The following is a 15,164-nucleotide window of genomic DNA, read 5'->3' as shown; positions in this document are numbered from 1 at the left end:
GGGAGATCGTCGGGGTCGAGCCCGAAGATGGCGGAACGTCGTCTAGACCCTCGGCTTCCCCTTCCAGGTGTCGAGCCAGGCCCGGAACCGGCCGCGCTTGCGTGCCACGGCCTCGCCCGCGTCGTCCCAGGCGTCTCCGGCCTCCTCGAAGAGCGGATCGATGCGATTGCGGCGGAAGCGGATGACCCGGACGGTGATCGCCCAGACGATGGCCAGCAGGATCGTCAGGAAGACGATGTTGAACCAGGGCACGATCGTCACGTCCGGCCCCTCGACCGGGCGGATGCCGACGGCATTGGGGAAGATCGTCAGAAACTCCGACCGCCAGCCGTAATGCGTCAGCGCGACCCACTGCCGGTCCGCAGGGGTCGAGCGCAGATCCTCGGCCTCGGTCTGCAGGTTCGAGCTGTCGAGCTTGAAATAGGGCGGCCAGCCCCAGCCCGTATCCTCGTTGCGATAGACCGAGGGGCGGCCGTTCTCGCGCACGGTGTTGATGAAGCGCACGTCCTGATTGATCGCGTTGCCGGCGGCCCCGACGTCGCCGCCCTGCCAGAAGATCGAGTTCTCGCCGTAGTCGATCCGTCGGACCTCCGTGCCGACGACGCGCACGATGTCCGTCTGCGGCAGGGTGTAGTGCAGGAAGGAGCCGACGACTGCCAGCAGCAGTAGCAGAAAGGTCCATTTCACGTAGGCCATCGCGCTCCCCTCAGGCGTAGTTCACGACATAGATCAGGATACAGATGGTCCCGATGGGTACGATATACACCCCCCAGAGCAGCTTGCGACGCAGGCTGCGACGGTATTCGCGGATGCCGTTCTCGACGTAGGTGTCGCGCGGCAAGGGCGGCTGCTCCGCCTCCCATTCTGCCTCAAGGCGGTCGCGCTCTCCCGCGCGGAAGTAGAAGACGAGCGCCCAGTAGACGATCGTCAGCAGGACCATCAGGACAACGAAAAGACGCAACAACGCGAACATGACTACCCCCAGGGCCCTCTTTTACCGTCCGGCCATTCGGGCCGCTTCACCTTCGGCAGGTCGACGGGCACGTCCGCCGCGTAGAGATGCTTCCACACCCCCGACCTGTCGGCAGCATAGTCGCGGGCGAGCCGGGCGGCGACCCACTCCTTCAGGGGGTCCGGCATCGCGCGATAGCGATCGTAGAAGAGCGGCTTGTGGCAGATGTGAAGCTGCCGGAAGTCCTGCGGGGCGAGTTCGGCCAGCATCATGTTCGTCAGGTCGCGCAGCGGCCCGGGCGCAGCGCGCAGCGTGTGGAAGTAGGCGGGGTTCGTGCTGTCGATACGGGGCCAGTCGCCGCGCCCCTCGGCCCAGGCGAGCATCGCCCCGAGCGCGTGCACCGCTTCGGGCAGCGCATCGCCGTATGTCTGCATTGCGCGGCGCAGGGCGCGATCGTCCACCGTCCCGGGCAGGTGCCCCGCGCGGCCGAGTGCCGCGATGGCCAGATGGTCCAGTTTCTCGCGCAGGATACCGGCGGCCGCCTCGCCCCGGCCCTCGACGATGGGTTGCGTGAGGCCATTGGCCTGCAGGAAGGTCGCGATATGGTTGGCGTCGCTGAGGTCGATGACCTCGATGTTCGGGACGTCGAAGAGCCGGTTCGCGATCACCGCCGGTTTCGGCACCGAACGGAAGACGTAGAGCCCGCCGTGATGCGACGTCCAGAAATCGTCCTGTCGGAAGGTCGGCGCGTCGAAGGCGACGGGCGCGCGGGTGACGTCGCCCGTGCTCTGCGCGAGCCCGATCATCTGCGCCACCAGCACGTCGTCCCACCAAGCGTCGGGCTCCGTCCGGAAGCGTGCGATGAGGCTGTCGAGCTCGGCCGCGTCGCGGACGATGCCCGTGGTCGTATCGGCCTCCACCGTGACGGCGCGGATGTCGAGGAGCCGCTCTGGCGCGGGCACCGAAAAGACCGAATTCTGCAACTCGCCCGCGACGGCATCGCGCGCGGTGAGGCGGAAGAGCTGCGCCTCGTTGGCGTCGATGAAGGCGCGCAGGATCGCCTGCGTCGTCGAGAACTTCATTTCGAGGAGCGGCGCACTCCGCTGCCCGGTCGACAGAAGGATGATCTGCCGATTGCAGCCGCCGGGGTTGAGATAGTCCATGTCGCCCAGCTCATCCCCGATCTCGGGGGAAAAGCCGCTCAGGTCGACGTGGAAATGATCGAGCGCGGTCCGCTTGCCCGTCAGATGTTCGAGCGCGCGGTTATAACGCTCGACGAGCGCGGGCGAGGCGACCTCGAAGAGGCCGCCGAACATCAGGCCGTGGCGGATCAGGCGGTGCATCAATTACCCTTATGGAGATACACTGGAAGTAGCGGAGAAAAATCGTGAGTCAGCTCAGGCTCAACCCATAAGTTTCTCATTTGCCTCTTTCGCGTAGGATATCTGTCCAGCCACAACTTTACAAAGGCCGCACCATGAAGCTCATGCAACGCTCTGTTCGCTGTCGAAGCCCAGTCAAGCCAGCACTTAACCATCCGATCCCCATCGCCGCGACGCCCACCATGTCGATTTAACCGAGCATCAAACATCAAAGCGTCGCCGAAGGGATAAAACCCGTTTCCTTGTCGATCTGTGACATACAGACTCGCATCGGCACCCTCCAGCAAGAAATCCATATTCTTTGACGCGGCCTTAGTGCTATAGTGATTTGTCGATTCATGTCGTATCGCGCGCGCAATTTGGTAACCGTCAGCCTTTGACAGTTTGTCAAATTCGGAAACAAATTCTGATGATAACTCTTTCACCGATTGGTCCGAGGAGTTTAGGGACAGTACCTTCGTCTCCTCGTAAACCTCGAAAATTTTACTGGATGAGAGTCTGATTAGGAGATTCTGTTGAAGAGTAACAGCTATCTTCAACTCCTCACATTCAGGAGCCTCGTGACAAGAAAGCAGGAACAGTCTTTGAGCTATATTTATCTCAGAAACTGCGTAATCGAGAACACCCAAAAAAGCTGCTTGCTGAGGCGGCAGCTTTGCGATCTGTGAGGCACTTCGAGGAATTTTGGCAATCTTCGCGAGGGATTTTTTCACCACACCGCCTCCTTCCACCCGCGCGGAATATTCGCGAGCGACAGCACCATGACCGGGCCCCAGACGAGGGCGGCTTGTGCCGAGAGTTTCACGAAGTGCCACGGTGCGGCGCTCAACACCTCGTCCCCGGCCTCGCCGTAGAGCACGTAGAAGCCGACGGCCGAGATCACCGCGAGCGCAACGGCCGAGAGGAGGCCGATCAGGACGAGCCAGAACACCCCCTCGGGCAGCAGCTTCGACAAGAGCCACGGAATCGCCCAGGCGGCGAGCGCCAGCAGGACGAGGGGGAGCGCGACGGAGGTCATCATCCGCGCTGCTCCATGTAGCGGCGCTTGGCTTCCTCCATGCGGCTCATGTCGCGTACCGCGTCCTCGATGGCGACCTCGTCGGACTTGTCGGCGTAGCGGAATTCGGAGTCGGCGTAGCGGTTCACCTCCTGCAGGACCATCTCGGTCGTGATCGGCACGCGCATCTCGCCCACCATCTCCATCTTGGTCTCGTAGGGCTGGTGCATGAAGGTCGCCGCGTCCTCGAACCAGGCGTCAGGTAGTTCGACGTCCATCGCGCGCACCTTCACCGCGTCGGTGATGTTCTTGATCGCGCGGCCGGTGAAGCGGGTGTCGGCCTCCTGGATGCCCTTCAGGTAGGTGCCGATCTTGGCGATCGTGTCGAGCTCCCCGATCTTTCCCTGCACCGCGTCGAAGACCTCGGCCAGCTTGCGTTCGGCGGGGCGGGAATGCTTCTCGAAGCTCTCGGCCACGGCCTTCGTCAGCTCCTGCGCGGCGTAGAGTTCGTGATCGCCGAGCGGGATGTCGTGGCGCTTGCCCAGAAGGAGCGCGAGGATGTCAACGTAGTCCGCCCGCGTCTGCGGCCCGTCCACGAGGAACCGCGCGCCCGCGCGCTGGCGCAGGGCGTCGTCCACGTTCTCGGGATAGTTCGAGAACATGCCGAAGGTGCAATTGCCGCGCACGACGGTGTTGGCGCCCGCGAAACTCTCCATCAGGACGGCGGTGATCTCCAGCTGCCCCGCGCTCGCCTGCCGGTCGCCGCGCTTGCCCGCGAGCTGGTCGATGTCGTCGATGGTGCCGAAGCCGATGACGCTCGGGTCGAGCACGCCGCTGATGAAGGCCTTGGCATTCTGGGCGGATTTGCCCTGGTAGCTGTCGATGCTGTCGGTCGAGAGGTTCTCGTAGCGGAACGGATAGCCGGCGACCTCGCAATAGTCGTGGATCAGGCCGGCCATCATCTGGATCAGCGTCGTCTTGCCCGTGCCCGGCGCGCCGTCGCCCATGAAGGTGAAGATGAAACCGCCGAGGTCGGCGAAGGGGTTCATCTTGCGCTCGAAGTCGTAGGCCATGAGCATCTTCGACAGCTTCAGCGCCTGATGCTTGGCGATATGGTTGCCGACGACCTCATGGGGTTTCTTGAACTGCATCACGAGCGGTTTGCCGGCGGCTCGGGCGGCCGGGGTGAACCCGTTGAGCGTCAGGTCGTCGGCCTCGATCCGGTAGGAGACATCGCCGAAGACGGCCCCGCGCGCCGCCGTGCGTGCCCGGTCCGAGAGCCGCTCCAGCAGGGCTTCGCATTGCGCGGCGAGCGTGGCGACGAGCGCGTCGTCGTCCTGACCGTCGATGCGCTGGTCGATCTCCCACAGAAGGCCCTCCAGCATGATCTGTGCGTTGTCGGTCAGCACCTCCTCCGGGCTCGGCACCTCGGCGGTCGCGGTGCCGCGCAGGGGAGCGAGGAAGAAGGCCAGCGCATTGGCGAAGACGTGGCCGACGGCCAGCGCCTCCGCCTCCAGCAGTTCGGTGAACTTGGCGCGGTCGGTCTCGGGCAGACGCCCGGCGAGGTTCGCGGTCTTCAGCGTGTCGAGGCCGGTGCGGTCCTCCAGCTTCGCGCCCACGGCGAGCGCGATGGCGAGCGCGCGGCGCATTCCCTGAAGCACCTGCGCGCGGGCGGGCGTGACGAGGCCCTCGCCCTCCACCGTCTCGCGCAGGTGGACGCCGCCCGCAGGCGCGCTGCGCCGGGTGACGAGGCCCGGCGTCGTCGACCGGAACCGCCCGCGTGTGCCGATCCCGGGCGAGCGCTCCGCGCGCGGGGCCTCCGCCGCCTTGCCCAGACGGGGCGCATGATCGAAGCCCGACAGAAGCGTCAGCGCCGCCTCGAAACGGGCCGTGATCTCGGCCTCGGTCAGTTCCATCGCATCGCCGGACAGGCTCATCTCGCAATCCTCTTCGTTTCTCGAATACCCAGGGGTCCGGGGCGGGGCCTCGCTATTCCGCCCGCCACAGGCGCCCCCCGCCGACCACGTATTTCACCACATCCGAGAAACCCGCCACCCGCGTCTCCGCCAGCGCCTGGTAGACCCGTTTCGGAAGGATCGCGGCGCGTTCCGTCTGCGTGGCACCGGCCTGTGCGGCGGCGAGATCGGGGAAATCCCAGATCTGGCGCTCGACGCTGCCGAACCAGCCGGAGCGCATCCGCTCCGTCCCGCGCGACACCAGCGTTTCGAGCGTCCAGGCCAGCGCCCAGTCCTCCCCGGCCGGCGCGCGGGCCGCCACCAGCACCTCGCCCAGGCCCTCGGTCTGTTGCGTGAAGGCCGAGGAATACATCGGCCCGACCGTCAGACGCAGGAGGCGCTTCGGATGGACGTCGGGAAAGTCGGTGTCGAACCCACTGGCGACGGTGGAGAGTTTCAGCTCCGGAAGGGCCTGCGCCATCAGATGCCCGCTCACCCGCGCCATCCGGGCGAAGTCCGACGGCAGGCCGCTTGCCCCGCTGTCCTCGACCTCCATCAGCCAGATCACCGGCAGGTTGCGTCGGCCGTCCCAGACCGACCAATGCAACAGGTGGCGCTCGGGCTCACCGGGCAGAAGGACCATGCGCACATCGTTGCGCGGCCAGAAGAGATCGCCCTGCTGCAGCTCGTCGAAGTAGAGCCGCTGCGACATGGCGTATTGCAGATCCGTCGGGATGCGACGCTCGGCCACGATCGCCTGGATCATCTGCTCGCGCAGCGTCGCCGGGTCCGGCAGACGCGCGAGAGCGGTCGTGGCCTGACCCGCGTCCGAGGCCATGGACAGAAGCTCCTGAAGCACCGGAAAGCCGGACGCACGGCGATCGACCATGAGCGAGCCCAGAAAGACGCCGGTGTCGCGGCCCGTCATCAGGTACTTGTGGCTGAGCGCGCGAAAGCTGTGATTGAGACCCGAGAGATGCCCGGCCACCGCTTCGAGCTCCGCCCGCGTGAGGCGGCCGTCGCGCTCCATCTCGCCGGCGATGCGCGGCAGGTGTTCGAGGATGGTCTCGAACTTGGCGAAGTAGCGTCGTGCCTGCCGGTTCTCCTGCAGGCCGACATGATCGCGGACGAGGTCTTCCTTGAGCGTCATGGGTCAGAAATCCCGGTAGTGAAGGATCGCATGCCCATCGGCCAGGCGAAAGAGGTCGACACGGGCGGGCGGCTCGTCGGAGTGCCCTTCGGCGACGGCGACGACGGCCCCGCGCCCGCCGAAGTCGAGGTGCGGCGCGACGGAGACGTCCGGCAGGGGCGTGTCCCCGGTCACCGGCCTGAACGCGACCGGACCGAGAGCGTCGGGCGGCAGCAGGGCGAACCCGGTCATGTCGGGCTGCAGCGGCACGCGGCAGAGGCTCGTGTTCTCGGGCGTGAGCACCGGGCCGAGATCGGGAAAGGCCTCCGCAACGGCACCGGCGGCATAGGCGAGGTTCGCCTCGGAAGGGCCCCCGGGCGGATGGCAGTTGCGGTCTGTTGCCGCGTCGAAGGCGGCTCCGACCCATCCGGCGACGAAGAGCGTTCCGCCCAGAAGGATCGCGGCGACGAGCGCGAGCGCCCCGAGGATCGGCCGGACGCGGTGGCGGGGGACGGCGGCACTCATGCGACGGCGACCGCAAGCGCAAAGAGCGCGACGGAAAACAGGAAAACCGCCGTCGCGAAGAACGGAAAGGCGAGGCCGATCGGGAGACAGATGCCGGCCTTCACCAGAAGGCGCAGGACGATCCTGTCCCAGCCGTCGGAGCAGACGTCCGCCCTACCCCCGTCCGCAGATGCGGTGCCGGGGCTCATCCGCCGTAGAGGTTCTTGTCGTGCTTCTCGACGATGGCGCTGAAGCGGCGGGCGAAGCGCTCGTCAGCCTTCTGCTTGGCCTCCAGCACGTCGCGGGCGAAGACCATGTGATCCTCGTGCGCCTCCAGCATCTCGGCCATGCGTGTGTTGGTCGCAGCCCCGATGGCAGCCATGGCCTGCTGCGCCTCCTGATCGGTCTTGACCCCGATCTCGTTGATGCGGTGGGCGACGTCCTGCTGCTGCGCGGTCTTGAGCGACTTCGAGAGCGCATCATAGAGAACGACCCGCTGCTTGGTGTCGGTCGCCAGCTTGTTGATGAGCACCATCTGGGTCGCCGCCTGGTTCTGCAGGCTGTCGACCCAGGTCTTGCCCTTCTCGATGTAGCGTTCGAGCGTCTGAGAGCGGGCGAGCACGACCTGTTCGGCCTGGACGAGTTCGTTGTGCCGGGTGTTGGCCTCGGCGAGGTCGGTCTCGAGCTGGGTGCGCGTGGCGGCGTCCTGTTCGACGCTGATCTTGTTCTCGAGCTCGATCAGGCGCGGATCCATCGCGGTGATCTCGGCGCGGATACCCTCGAGTTCAGAGACGGCGGCCTCACGCTCCTCGAGCGTGGTCGACAGGTTGCCCTCGACCTGCGCCTTCTGCTCGTTGAGCGTGGCGAGCTGGCCCTCGAGCAGCTTGGTGATCGTGTCCGATTTGGAGATCAGATCCTGCAGTTTGTCGTCGATCGAGGCGGAGCGCAGACGCTCCTGACGCATCGACTCGGACTTGCCGCGGGCGAAGAAGCCGACGAACGTCTCCATCCCCGTCTTCGACCGCATTTCGTCGAAATCCTTGGAGAAGCCGGCAGTCACGTCATCGAGGCCCATGATGAGCTCGGCGATGTTGGCGTTCATGGCGTCGGTATGGGCGTGGACTTCTTCGAGCGTAGCGTTCTCGACGTCGATCGAGATCCCCTGTTCCAGCTTCTCGCGCGCTTCGGAGATCCGGCTCGTCACCTTGATTATCTGTTCCTGCGCCGCGGCGACCTGCGCCTGGCTCTCCCTCACCTGTGCGTCGAAATCGGCCACCGAACGTCATCCCCTCTCAATTGATTGTCACGTGTATAGTCTACAGATGGGAATGAATTGCGGAAGCGGGAGTGGCAAGTGCCCGGGTTTCCCCCCAATGTGGCGCCACCGCCACGAGGAGGCCCCATGGACCGCTTGCTTGCAGAAATCGAAAACCGCCGCGACGACCTGATTTCCTGCACGCAGGAGCTGATCCGCATCCCCACGCTGAACCCGCCGGGCCGTCACTACCGCGACATCTGCGCGCTCGTGGGCGAGCGGATGGGCGCGCAGGGCTGGAAGGTCGAGATGGTCCGCGCCGAGGGGGCGCTCGGCGACAGCGACCGCTATCCGCGCTGGAACGTGATCTGCCGGATCGAAGGCCAGCGGACGGGCGAGTGCGTCCATTTCAACAGCCACCACGACGTCGTTGCCGTCGGCGACGGCTGGACGAAGGATCCCTTCGGGGCCGAGCACTCGGAGGGTCGCGTCTGGGGGCGCGGGGCCTGCGACATGAAGGGCGGGCTCGCCACGAGCATCGTGGCGGCGGAGGCCTTCGTCGCGCTCCACCCCGATTTCGCCGGCGCGATCGAGATTTCGGCCACCGCCGACGAGGAGTCGGGCGGCTTCGGCGGGGTCGCCTACCTGGCTGGGAAGGGGTTCTTCGACCCCGCCCGCGTGCAGCACGTCATCATCCCCGAGCCGCTCAACAAGGACCGGATCTGCCTTGGCCATCGCGGCGTCTGGTGGGCGGAGATCGAGACGAAGGGGCATATCGCCCACGGCTCCATGCCCTTCCTCGGCGATTGCGCGGTGCGGCACATGGGGGCCGTTCTGGAAGAGATGGAGGAGACGCTCTTCCCGCTTCTGGCCGGCAAGCGCACTGAAATGCCCGTCGTGCCCGACGGCGCGAAGCAGTCGACGCTCAACATCAACTCCATCCATGGCGGAGAGCCGGTGCAGGAGGAGGGCTATACGGGCCTGCCCTCGGCCTGCGTGCCCGACCGCTGCACGCTGACGATCGACCGGCGGTTCCTGATCGAGGAGGACATCGCCGAGGTGAAACGCGAGGTCGCGCAGATGATGGAGCGGGTGCGGGAGCGGCGGCCCGACTTCCGCTACGAGATCCGCGATCTCTTCGAGGTGCAGCCGACGATGACCGCCGAGGACGCGCCCGTCGTGCTCACGGTGCAGGCGGCGGTGGAGGAGGTGATGGGCAAGTCGGCCGAATTCGTCGTCTCGCCCGGCACCTACGATCAGAAGCATATCGACCGGATCGGGCGGCTGAAGAACTGCATCGCCTACGGGCCCGGCGTTCTGGACCTCGCGCATCAGCCCGATGAATGGATCGGCGTCGACGACATGGTCGACAGCGGCAAGGTCATGGCGCTCGCGCTCGCGCGGCTTCTGACGTGAGCGGGCTGAGCCACGTCACCTTCATCTGCCGCGACCTGAACCGGATGGAGCGGGTCGTGCTCGACGTGCTGAAGGGCGAGAAGGTCTACGACAGCGGTGACGCGACCTTCTCGCTCTCGCCCGAGCGGTTCTATGACGTCGGCGGCGTCTGGGTCGCGGTGATGGAGGGCGAGAGCCTTGCGGAGCGCACCTACAATCACGTCGCCTTCAAGATCACCGAGGCGGACTTCGACGCGCGGCTCGCCGCGATCCGAACGCTCGGGCTGGACCTGCGGGAGCCGCGCCCACGCGTGGAGGGCGAGGGGCGCTCGATCTATTTCCACGACCACGACAACCATCTCTTCGAGCTGCACACCGGCACGCTCTCCGAGCGGCTCGCGCGCTATGCGAAACGGGACGCCGGGTGAGGACGATCCACCTCGACATCAACGACCGCGGCAGCAAATACGCCGTCACTATCGCCCCGGCGGCCGATGCGGAGGCGGCGAAGGCGGTCGTAAAAGCGCTCTGTCGCGACAAGAAATTCGCCAAGGCGACGCACAACACCTGGGCGCTCCTAGGCGCGGAGGGCCCGGTCAAGAACGACGATGGCGAGGCCGGGGCGGGCATGGTCATCCTGCGGATGCTCGAACGCGAAGGGGTGCGCGACCGGGTGGTCATCGTCACACGCTGGTACGGCGGCAAGCATCTGGGCGGCGACCGGTTTCGCCACGTGCAGACGGCCGTGCGCGCGGCGCTCGATGCCTGAAGCCGCGACTGCGGGAGGCCCCACGGGCAAAACGTGATTTGCCAGATCGGGCTTCCATAGCGTCAACTTGTCCTGACACCAGAGAGGAGACCGCCATGCGCGCCATGATCCCCCTTGCCCTTGCGGCCCTCGCCGGCCCGGCCCTCGCCGCGGATGGCGAACGGGTGCAGGTGACCGGCGAGGTCATCGACACCTGGTGCTATTTCTCGGGCGTGATGGGCGGCCCCGACGCCGTCGTCGGCACGGCGCATCATACCTGCGCGCTCTGGTGCTCGGCGGGCGGCATCCCCGTGGGCCTGCTGGCACCCGACGGGACGGTCTACATGGTGCTCAAGATGGAGGGCGACGACGAGAACGCGGGCGGCGACACCAACCTGCGGATCGCGTCCCACACCATCGAGGCGGACGGGATGCTCTACCGGCGCGACGGGCTCAACTACCTCATCGTGGAGGAGGTGATCGCGGATCAGGACATCGTCAACGCCACGCACGAGGACTTCGGGGTCATCCCCGGCTTCGCCATTCCGGACTCGGAGGCCCCCGAATGATCCGCTTCGCCCTCATCGCCACGCTCGCTGCCGCCCCCGCCCTCGCGCAGGATTTCTCCGAAGGTTCGGAGGCCCGCGAATGGGGTCTCTTCGCCGAGCAGAAGGCCCTCTTCACCGCCACCGTCAGCGACCCGCTCTGCGAACTCGCCGGCGATTGCGCCGATGACTGCGGCGGCGGGACGCGGCAGGTCGTCCTGATCCGGAAGGCCGACAATGCCATGGTCTTCCCCCTGAAGAACGCGCAATCGGCCTTCAACGGGGCCGTGGCCGACCTCGCCCCCTTCTGCGGGCAGACGGTGGATGTCGACGGGCTCCTGATCGAGGATCCGGAAATCGGCGCGACCAACGTCTACCTGGTACAGCGCATCCGCCCCGAGGGCGGCGAATGGCAGCGTGCCAACACCTGGACCGACAACTGGGCCGAGAAGAACCCGGAAACCGAGGGACCGGGCCCTTGGTTCCGGCGCGATCCCCGCGTCCTCGAGGAATTGGAGCGCGAAGGCTACCTCGGCCTCGGGGAAGAAGCGGACCAGGAGTTCTTCAAGGACTGGTTCTGATGCGCGCGACGCTCCTCGCCCTTGTCCTCGCTTTCCCGGCTGCGGCACAGCAGGCGACGGTCGAGGCCAAGCTGCCCGACACGCTCTTCCCGTCGAACTTCGGCGGGGCCTACACGCTCACCGACCACCACGGAGAGCGCCGGACGGAGGTGGACCCGCAGGGCAACCTGCAACTCGTCTTCTTCGGTTACGCCACCTGCGAGGCGATCTGCACCGTCGCCCTGCCGATCATGTCGGAGATGACCGACGCGCTCTCCGCGCGGGGCACCGACGTGACGCCCCTCGTCATCACGATCGACCCGGAGACGGATACGGTGGAGAGCATGGGCCCCGCGCTCGACGCCTTCGCGCCGGGCCTGACGGGGCTGACCGGGACGGAGGCGGAGCTCGCGCATGCGCGCGACCTCTTCCACGTGGAGAAGACGCTCCTCTTCACCGATCCGCGCGGCGTCGACGTCTACGCCCACGGCTCCCACATCTACGTCATGGACGGGGACGGTGCGTTCCTGACGCTGCTGCCGCCGGTCCTCTCCGTCGAGCGGATGGTCGAGATCGTGGAGGGCTACGCCGCGGAGGCCGCAGGCTAGCCCGAGACTTGCCCCCTGCCCGCCCGCCTGCCTAACCTGCATGTCAGGACGAGGGAGGAAGACCCATGCTCATAAGAACCACAGCCTTGCTCGCGCTGAAGGCGACGACCGCCCTGGCGCAGCAGACCGACATCACCATCGGAATGCAGCTCGAGCCGCCGAACCTCGACCCGACGGCCGGCGCGGCGGCGGCCATCGACGAGGTGGTCTATGCCAACCTCTTCGAGGGGCTGACTCGCTTCGGCCCGGACGGCGCAATCGAGCCGGCGCTCGCCGAAAGCTGGGATGTCTCGGAAGACGGCAAGACCTGGACGTTCACGCTCCGCGAGGGTGTCACCTTCCACGACGGAACGACGATGGACGCAGACGACGTGGTCTTCTCGCTCGACCGCGCGCGGGCGGAGGAGAGCACCAATGCCCAGAAGGCGCTCTTCGACGGGATCGCGAGCGTCGAGGCGACGGATGCCACAACCGTGACGATCACGTTGACCGACCCGAACGGGAACCTCGGCTTCAACCTCGCCTGGGGCGACGCGGTGATCGTGGCCCCCGAAAGCGCCGAGACGAACGCCACCGCCCCGGTCGGCACCGGCCCCTTCCAGTTCGCTAACTGGGTGCAGGGCGACCGCGTGGAATTGACGGCCTACCCGGACTACTGGGGCGAGGCCCCGGCGCTGACGGCCGCGACGTTCAAGTTCATCTCCGATCCGAACGCCGCCTTCGCGGCGATGATGGCCGGCGACATCGACGCCTTCCCCGTCTTCCCCGCGCCCGAGACGCTGTCGAATTTCGAGGCCGATCCGCGTTTCACCGTCATTGTCGGCTCGACCGAGGGCGAGACGATCCTCGGCATGAACAACGCCAATCTGACGGACGTGAAGGTGCGGCAGGCGATTTCCCACGCGATCGACCGGCAGGCGATCATCGACGGCGCGATGTTCGGTTTCGGCACGCCGATCGGCAGCCACTTCGCCCCGCACAATCCCGACTATGTCGACCTGACGGGGCAGTCGGCGCATGACCCGGAGAAGGCCAAGGCCCTTCTGGCCGAGGCGGGCGTCGAGGGGCTGAGCCTGCGCCTGATGCTGCCGCCCCCGGCCTATGCGCGTCGGGGCGGGGAGATCATCGCGAGCCAGTTGCGCGCGGTCGGGATCGAGACGGAGATCCAGAACCTCGAATGGGCACAATGGCTCGAACAGGTGTTCCGTGGCAAGGACTACGACCTGACCATCGTCAGCCACACCGAGCCCGCGGACATCAACATCTACGCCCGGCCCGACTACTACTTCCAGTACGACAACGCCGCCTTCCAGGATCTGATCGGCAAGATCGAGATGACGAGCGACCCGTCGACCCGCAGCGTCATGCTGAAGGAGGCGCAGCAGATCATCGCGGACGACGCGGTGAATGCGTACCTCTTCCAGCTGGCCAAGACGGGGGTTGCCGACGCGCGCATCGAGGGCCTCTGGGAAAACTCGCCGACGCAGGCGAACGACCTGACCGGCGTGCGCTGGACGGAGTGATCCGACGCAACTTGATTTGGGGTCCGCGCCGCCGGGTGCGGGCCCTTTCGTTCATGCGACGCTGGCAGCTACGCACCGTGAAAGACGGATAGTGCGGGTGGTCACCCGGGCCGGGCGAATTACCTGCGGGCTATGAAAATTCGTGCCCTCCTCACCCTGATCCTGACCGCGACCTTCGCGGCCTCCCCCTTCTTCGTCGACGGCTTCGCCGGCTTCGACCCGACGCAGTTCCCCGTTCAGATCGAAGACCCGCCGGTCCAACCGGCCGGCTATGCCTTCTCGATCTGGGGGGTGATCTATCTCTGGCTGATTGCCATGGCGGGTTTCGGGGTGCTCCGTCGGAGCGACGACGCGAACTGGGACGCCACGCGCCTGCCACTCATCGTGAGCCTCGGCGTGGGGACAAGCTGGCTTGCGGTGGCCGTGGCCTCGCTCGTCTGGGCGACGGTCCTGATCTGGGTGATGCTCGTCTCGGCGCTGCTGGCGCTTCTCAACACGCCCGAGGCGGATCTCTGGTGGCTCCGCGCGCCGGTCGGCCTCTATGCCGGATGGCTCACGGCGGCGAGCTGCGTCTCGCTCGGGATCAACCTACCGGGGTTCGGGATCGGGCCGTTCGGCCCTGTCGGCTGGGCGCTGGCCGCCCTGGTGCTCGCGCTCGTCATCACGGTGGCGGTCCTGCGGGCACGGCCTAGCCTGCTGTACGGTATCGCCGTCGCCTGGGCGCTCGTCGGGGTCGTCGTTCAGAACGGTCTGAGCCTCGTCGGCGGCTTCGCGTTCGGCGCGGCGGTCTTCGTGGCCGCCATGACGCTCCGGCGGCTCAGATCGTGGCGTTCGTCGCGCCGCCATCAAGAAGGATATTCTGCCCCACGATGAATCCCGCGTGTTGCGAGCAGAGGAAGGCGCAGGTCTGGCCGAACTCCGCTGCCGTGCCGTAGCGCCGCGCGGGGATCGTGCCTTCGCGCTGCGCCTTCGCGTGGTCCGCGCTGATGTTCTGCGCCCGGCTCACGCCTTCATCCAGCGATTTGGCGCGGTCTGTCGCGTGGATGCCCGGCAGCAGGTTGTTGATCGTCACGCCCTCGGGCGCGACCTGCCGCGCGGTGCCGGCGACGTAGCCGGTCAGCCCGGTGCGCGCCGCGTTCGAAAGCCCGAGGACCGGGATCGGGGCCTTGACCGACTGGGACGTGATGTTCACCACCCGCCCCCAGCCCCGCTCCATCATCGCCGGAAGGCAGGCCTTCATCAGCGCGATCGGGGTCAACATGTTCGCGTCGAGTGCCGCGATGAAATCCGCCCGATCCCAGTCGGACCAGAGACCCGGCGGCGGGCCACCCGCGTTGGTGACGAGGATGTCGGGCGAGGCGGCGGCCTCCAGAACCTCGGCCTGTCCCTCGGACGTCGTGACATCGACGGCGACGGTCGTGACACTCACGCCATAGCGGCCACGGATCTCCTCCGCCGTGGCCTCCAGCGCCTCGGCCCCGCGCGCGTTCAGTACGAGGTCGACGCCCGCCTCCGCCAGCGCCTCGGCGCAGCCACGGCCCAACCCCTTCGACGAGGCGCAGACCAGCGCGCGCTTTCCCCTGATGCCCAGATCCATGGCAAGCCCTCCGT

The 15,164-nt window shown here is 66.6% G+C and carries 19 protein-coding genes; 8 read left to right on the top strand and 11 right to left on the bottom strand.

Features of this window, described 5'->3' with window-relative positions:
- Positions 1-42: 42 nt before the first annotated feature.
- From HSX43_RS02775 to HSX43_RS02730, 10 genes are read right to left on the bottom strand one after another with little or no spacing between them, the layout of a single operon-like run.
- Entirely contained in the window at positions 43-696 is a 654-nt protein-coding gene (locus HSX43_RS02775) for a DUF1523 family protein (RefSeq protein WP_179378553.1), read from the bottom strand.
- Positions 697-706: 10 nt separating this feature from the next.
- Positions 707-973, bottom strand: a complete 267-nt coding sequence (locus HSX43_RS02770) for a hypothetical protein (RefSeq protein ID WP_179378552.1) — start codon at positions 971-973, stop codon at positions 707-709.
- Between the two features lie 2 nt (positions 974-975).
- Positions 976-2,295, bottom strand: coding sequence for a DUF6638 family protein (locus HSX43_RS02765; protein WP_179378551.1), 1,320 nt, complete (start codon positions 2,293-2,295; stop codon positions 976-978).
- Complete coding sequence (locus tag HSX43_RS02760; RefSeq protein ID WP_179378550.1) at positions 2,295-3,047, bottom strand: hypothetical protein; 753 nt, start codon at positions 3,045-3,047, stop codon at positions 2,295-2,297. The genes HSX43_RS02765 and HSX43_RS02760 overlap by 1 nt, the downstream gene beginning before the upstream one ends.
- Positions 3,044-3,355 (bottom strand): hypothetical protein, encoded by a 312-nt coding sequence (locus HSX43_RS02755; RefSeq protein WP_179378549.1) that lies wholly within the window; start codon positions 3,353-3,355, stop codon positions 3,044-3,046. The genes HSX43_RS02760 and HSX43_RS02755 overlap by 4 nt, the downstream gene beginning before the upstream one ends.
- On the bottom strand, positions 3,352-5,268 hold the full coding sequence (locus HSX43_RS02750; protein WP_179378548.1) for an AAA family ATPase: 1,917 nt from the start codon (positions 5,266-5,268) through the stop codon (positions 3,352-3,354). Before HSX43_RS02750 ends, HSX43_RS02755 begins: the two co-directional genes overlap by 4 nt.
- Positions 5,269-5,320: 52 nt before the next feature.
- Positions 5,321-6,436, bottom strand: a complete 1,116-nt coding sequence (locus HSX43_RS02745; protein WP_179378547.1) for a hypothetical protein — start codon at positions 6,434-6,436, stop codon at positions 5,321-5,323.
- 3 nt (positions 6,437-6,439) lie between these two features.
- The gene (locus HSX43_RS02740; RefSeq protein WP_179378546.1) at positions 6,440-6,940 is read right to left on the bottom strand and encodes a hypothetical protein; all 501 of its coding nucleotides are present in this window, start codon (positions 6,938-6,940) and stop codon (positions 6,440-6,442) included.
- The gene (locus HSX43_RS02735; RefSeq protein WP_179378545.1) at positions 6,937-7,128 is read right to left on the bottom strand and encodes a hypothetical protein; all 192 of its coding nucleotides are present in this window, start codon (positions 7,126-7,128) and stop codon (positions 6,937-6,939) included. Before HSX43_RS02735 ends, HSX43_RS02740 begins: the two co-directional genes overlap by 4 nt.
- Positions 7,125-8,195 (bottom strand): coiled-coil domain-containing protein, encoded by a 1,071-nt coding sequence (locus HSX43_RS02730; RefSeq protein ID WP_179378544.1) that lies wholly within the window; start codon positions 8,193-8,195, stop codon positions 7,125-7,127. The genes HSX43_RS02735 and HSX43_RS02730 overlap by 4 nt, the downstream gene beginning before the upstream one ends.
- A 126-nt stretch (positions 8,196-8,321) precedes the next feature.
- Here HSX43_RS02730 and HSX43_RS02725 point away from each other — a divergent pair, with 126 nt between their 5' ends.
- The 8 genes from HSX43_RS02725 (at position 8,322) to HSX43_RS02690 (ending at position 14,426) form a co-directional block, all read left to right on the top strand.
- Positions 8,322-9,590 (top strand): acetylornithine deacetylase/succinyl-diaminopimelate desuccinylase family protein, encoded by a 1,269-nt coding sequence (locus tag HSX43_RS02725; RefSeq protein WP_179378543.1) that lies wholly within the window; start codon positions 8,322-8,324, stop codon positions 9,588-9,590.
- Positions 9,587-9,997, top strand: a complete 411-nt coding sequence (fosX, locus tag HSX43_RS02720; protein WP_328794972.1) for a FosX/FosE/FosI family fosfomycin resistance hydrolase — start codon at positions 9,587-9,589, stop codon at positions 9,995-9,997. Before HSX43_RS02725 ends, fosX begins: the two co-directional genes overlap by 4 nt.
- Positions 9,994-10,338 (top strand): YigZ family protein, encoded by a 345-nt coding sequence (locus HSX43_RS02715; RefSeq protein WP_179378541.1) that lies wholly within the window; start codon positions 9,994-9,996, stop codon positions 10,336-10,338. The genes fosX and HSX43_RS02715 overlap by 4 nt, the downstream gene beginning before the upstream one ends.
- 95 nt (positions 10,339-10,433) lie before the next feature.
- Positions 10,434-10,886 (top strand): hypothetical protein, encoded by a 453-nt coding sequence (locus HSX43_RS02710; RefSeq protein WP_179378540.1) that lies wholly within the window; start codon positions 10,434-10,436, stop codon positions 10,884-10,886.
- Positions 10,883-11,443 carry a hypothetical protein gene (locus HSX43_RS02705; protein ID WP_179378539.1) on the top strand — a complete coding sequence of 187 codons (561 nt, stop codon included), beginning with the start codon at positions 10,883-10,885 and terminating at the stop codon, positions 11,441-11,443. Before HSX43_RS02710 ends, HSX43_RS02705 begins: the two co-directional genes overlap by 4 nt.
- Positions 11,443-12,030: an SCO family protein gene (locus HSX43_RS02700; protein ID WP_179378538.1), complete on the top strand. Its 588-nt coding sequence runs from the start codon at positions 11,443-11,445 to the stop codon at positions 12,028-12,030. The genes HSX43_RS02705 and HSX43_RS02700 overlap by 1 nt, the downstream gene beginning before the upstream one ends.
- A 65-nt stretch (positions 12,031-12,095) precedes the next feature.
- On the top strand, positions 12,096-13,553 hold the full coding sequence (locus HSX43_RS02695) for an ABC transporter substrate-binding protein (RefSeq protein ID WP_179378537.1): 1,458 nt from the start codon (positions 12,096-12,098) through the stop codon (positions 13,551-13,553).
- 132 nt (positions 13,554-13,685) lie between these two features.
- On the top strand, positions 13,686-14,426 hold the full coding sequence (locus HSX43_RS02690) for a tryptophan-rich sensory protein (protein WP_179378536.1): 741 nt from the start codon (positions 13,686-13,688) through the stop codon (positions 14,424-14,426).
- On the opposite strand, the gene HSX43_RS02685 is transcribed toward HSX43_RS02690, so the two are convergent.
- Positions 14,371-15,150: an SDR family oxidoreductase gene (locus HSX43_RS02685; RefSeq protein ID WP_179378535.1), complete on the bottom strand. Its 780-nt coding sequence runs from the start codon at positions 15,148-15,150 to the stop codon at positions 14,371-14,373. The two genes, HSX43_RS02690 and HSX43_RS02685, sit on opposite strands and share 56 nt — an antisense overlap.
- Between the last annotated feature and the right edge of the window lie 14 nt (positions 15,151-15,164).

This window comes from Jannaschia marina (assembly GCF_013404595.1).
GTDB classification, from domain to species: Bacteria; Pseudomonadota; Alphaproteobacteria; order Rhodobacterales; family Rhodobacteraceae; genus Jannaschia; species Jannaschia marina.
The sequence above is the reverse complement of the archived record's forward strand: the minus strand, read 5'-3'. Positions and strand labels throughout refer to the sequence as shown.

Excerpts from the sequence above, each read along its gene's own strand:
- HSX43_RS02775 (WP_179378553.1), bottom strand. The coding sequence starts at position 696 with ATGGCCTACGTGAAATGGACCTTTCTGCTACTGCTGCTGGCAGTCGTC.
- HSX43_RS02770 (WP_179378552.1), bottom strand. The coding sequence starts at position 973 with ATGTTCGCGTTGTTGCGTCTTTTCGTTGTCCTGATGGTCCTGCTGACG.
- HSX43_RS02765 (WP_179378551.1), bottom strand. The coding sequence starts at position 2,295 with ATGCACCGCCTGATCCGCCACGGCCTGATGTTCGGCGGCCTCTTCGAG.
- HSX43_RS02755 (WP_179378549.1), bottom strand. The coding sequence starts at position 3,355 with ATGATGACCTCCGTCGCGCTCCCCCTCGTCCTGCTGGCGCTCGCCGCC.
- HSX43_RS02750 (WP_179378548.1), bottom strand. The coding sequence starts at position 5,268 with ATGAGCCTGTCCGGCGATGCGATGGAACTGACCGAGGCCGAGATCACG.
- HSX43_RS02745 (WP_179378547.1), bottom strand. The coding sequence starts at position 6,436 with ATGACGCTCAAGGAAGACCTCGTCCGCGATCATGTCGGCCTGCAGGAG.
- HSX43_RS02740 (WP_179378546.1), bottom strand. The coding sequence starts at position 6,940 with ATGAGTGCCGCCGTCCCCCGCCACCGCGTCCGGCCGATCCTCGGGGCG.
- HSX43_RS02735 (WP_179378545.1), bottom strand. The coding sequence starts at position 7,128 with ATGAGCCCCGGCACCGCATCTGCGGACGGGGGTAGGGCGGACGTCTGC.
- HSX43_RS02725 (WP_179378543.1), top strand. The coding sequence starts at position 8,322 with ATGGACCGCTTGCTTGCAGAAATCGAAAACCGCCGCGACGACCTGATT.
- HSX43_RS02710 (WP_179378540.1), top strand. The coding sequence starts at position 10,434 with ATGCGCGCCATGATCCCCCTTGCCCTTGCGGCCCTCGCCGGCCCGGCC.
- HSX43_RS02705 (WP_179378539.1), top strand. The coding sequence starts at position 10,883 with ATGATCCGCTTCGCCCTCATCGCCACGCTCGCTGCCGCCCCCGCCCTC.
- HSX43_RS02700 (WP_179378538.1), top strand. The coding sequence starts at position 11,443 with ATGCGCGCGACGCTCCTCGCCCTTGTCCTCGCTTTCCCGGCTGCGGCA.
- HSX43_RS02695 (WP_179378537.1), top strand. The coding sequence starts at position 12,096 with ATGCTCATAAGAACCACAGCCTTGCTCGCGCTGAAGGCGACGACCGCC.
- HSX43_RS02690 (WP_179378536.1), top strand. The coding sequence starts at position 13,686 with ATGAAAATTCGTGCCCTCCTCACCCTGATCCTGACCGCGACCTTCGCG.
- HSX43_RS02685 (WP_179378535.1), bottom strand. The coding sequence starts at position 15,150 with ATGGATCTGGGCATCAGGGGAAAGCGCGCGCTGGTCTGCGCCTCGTCG.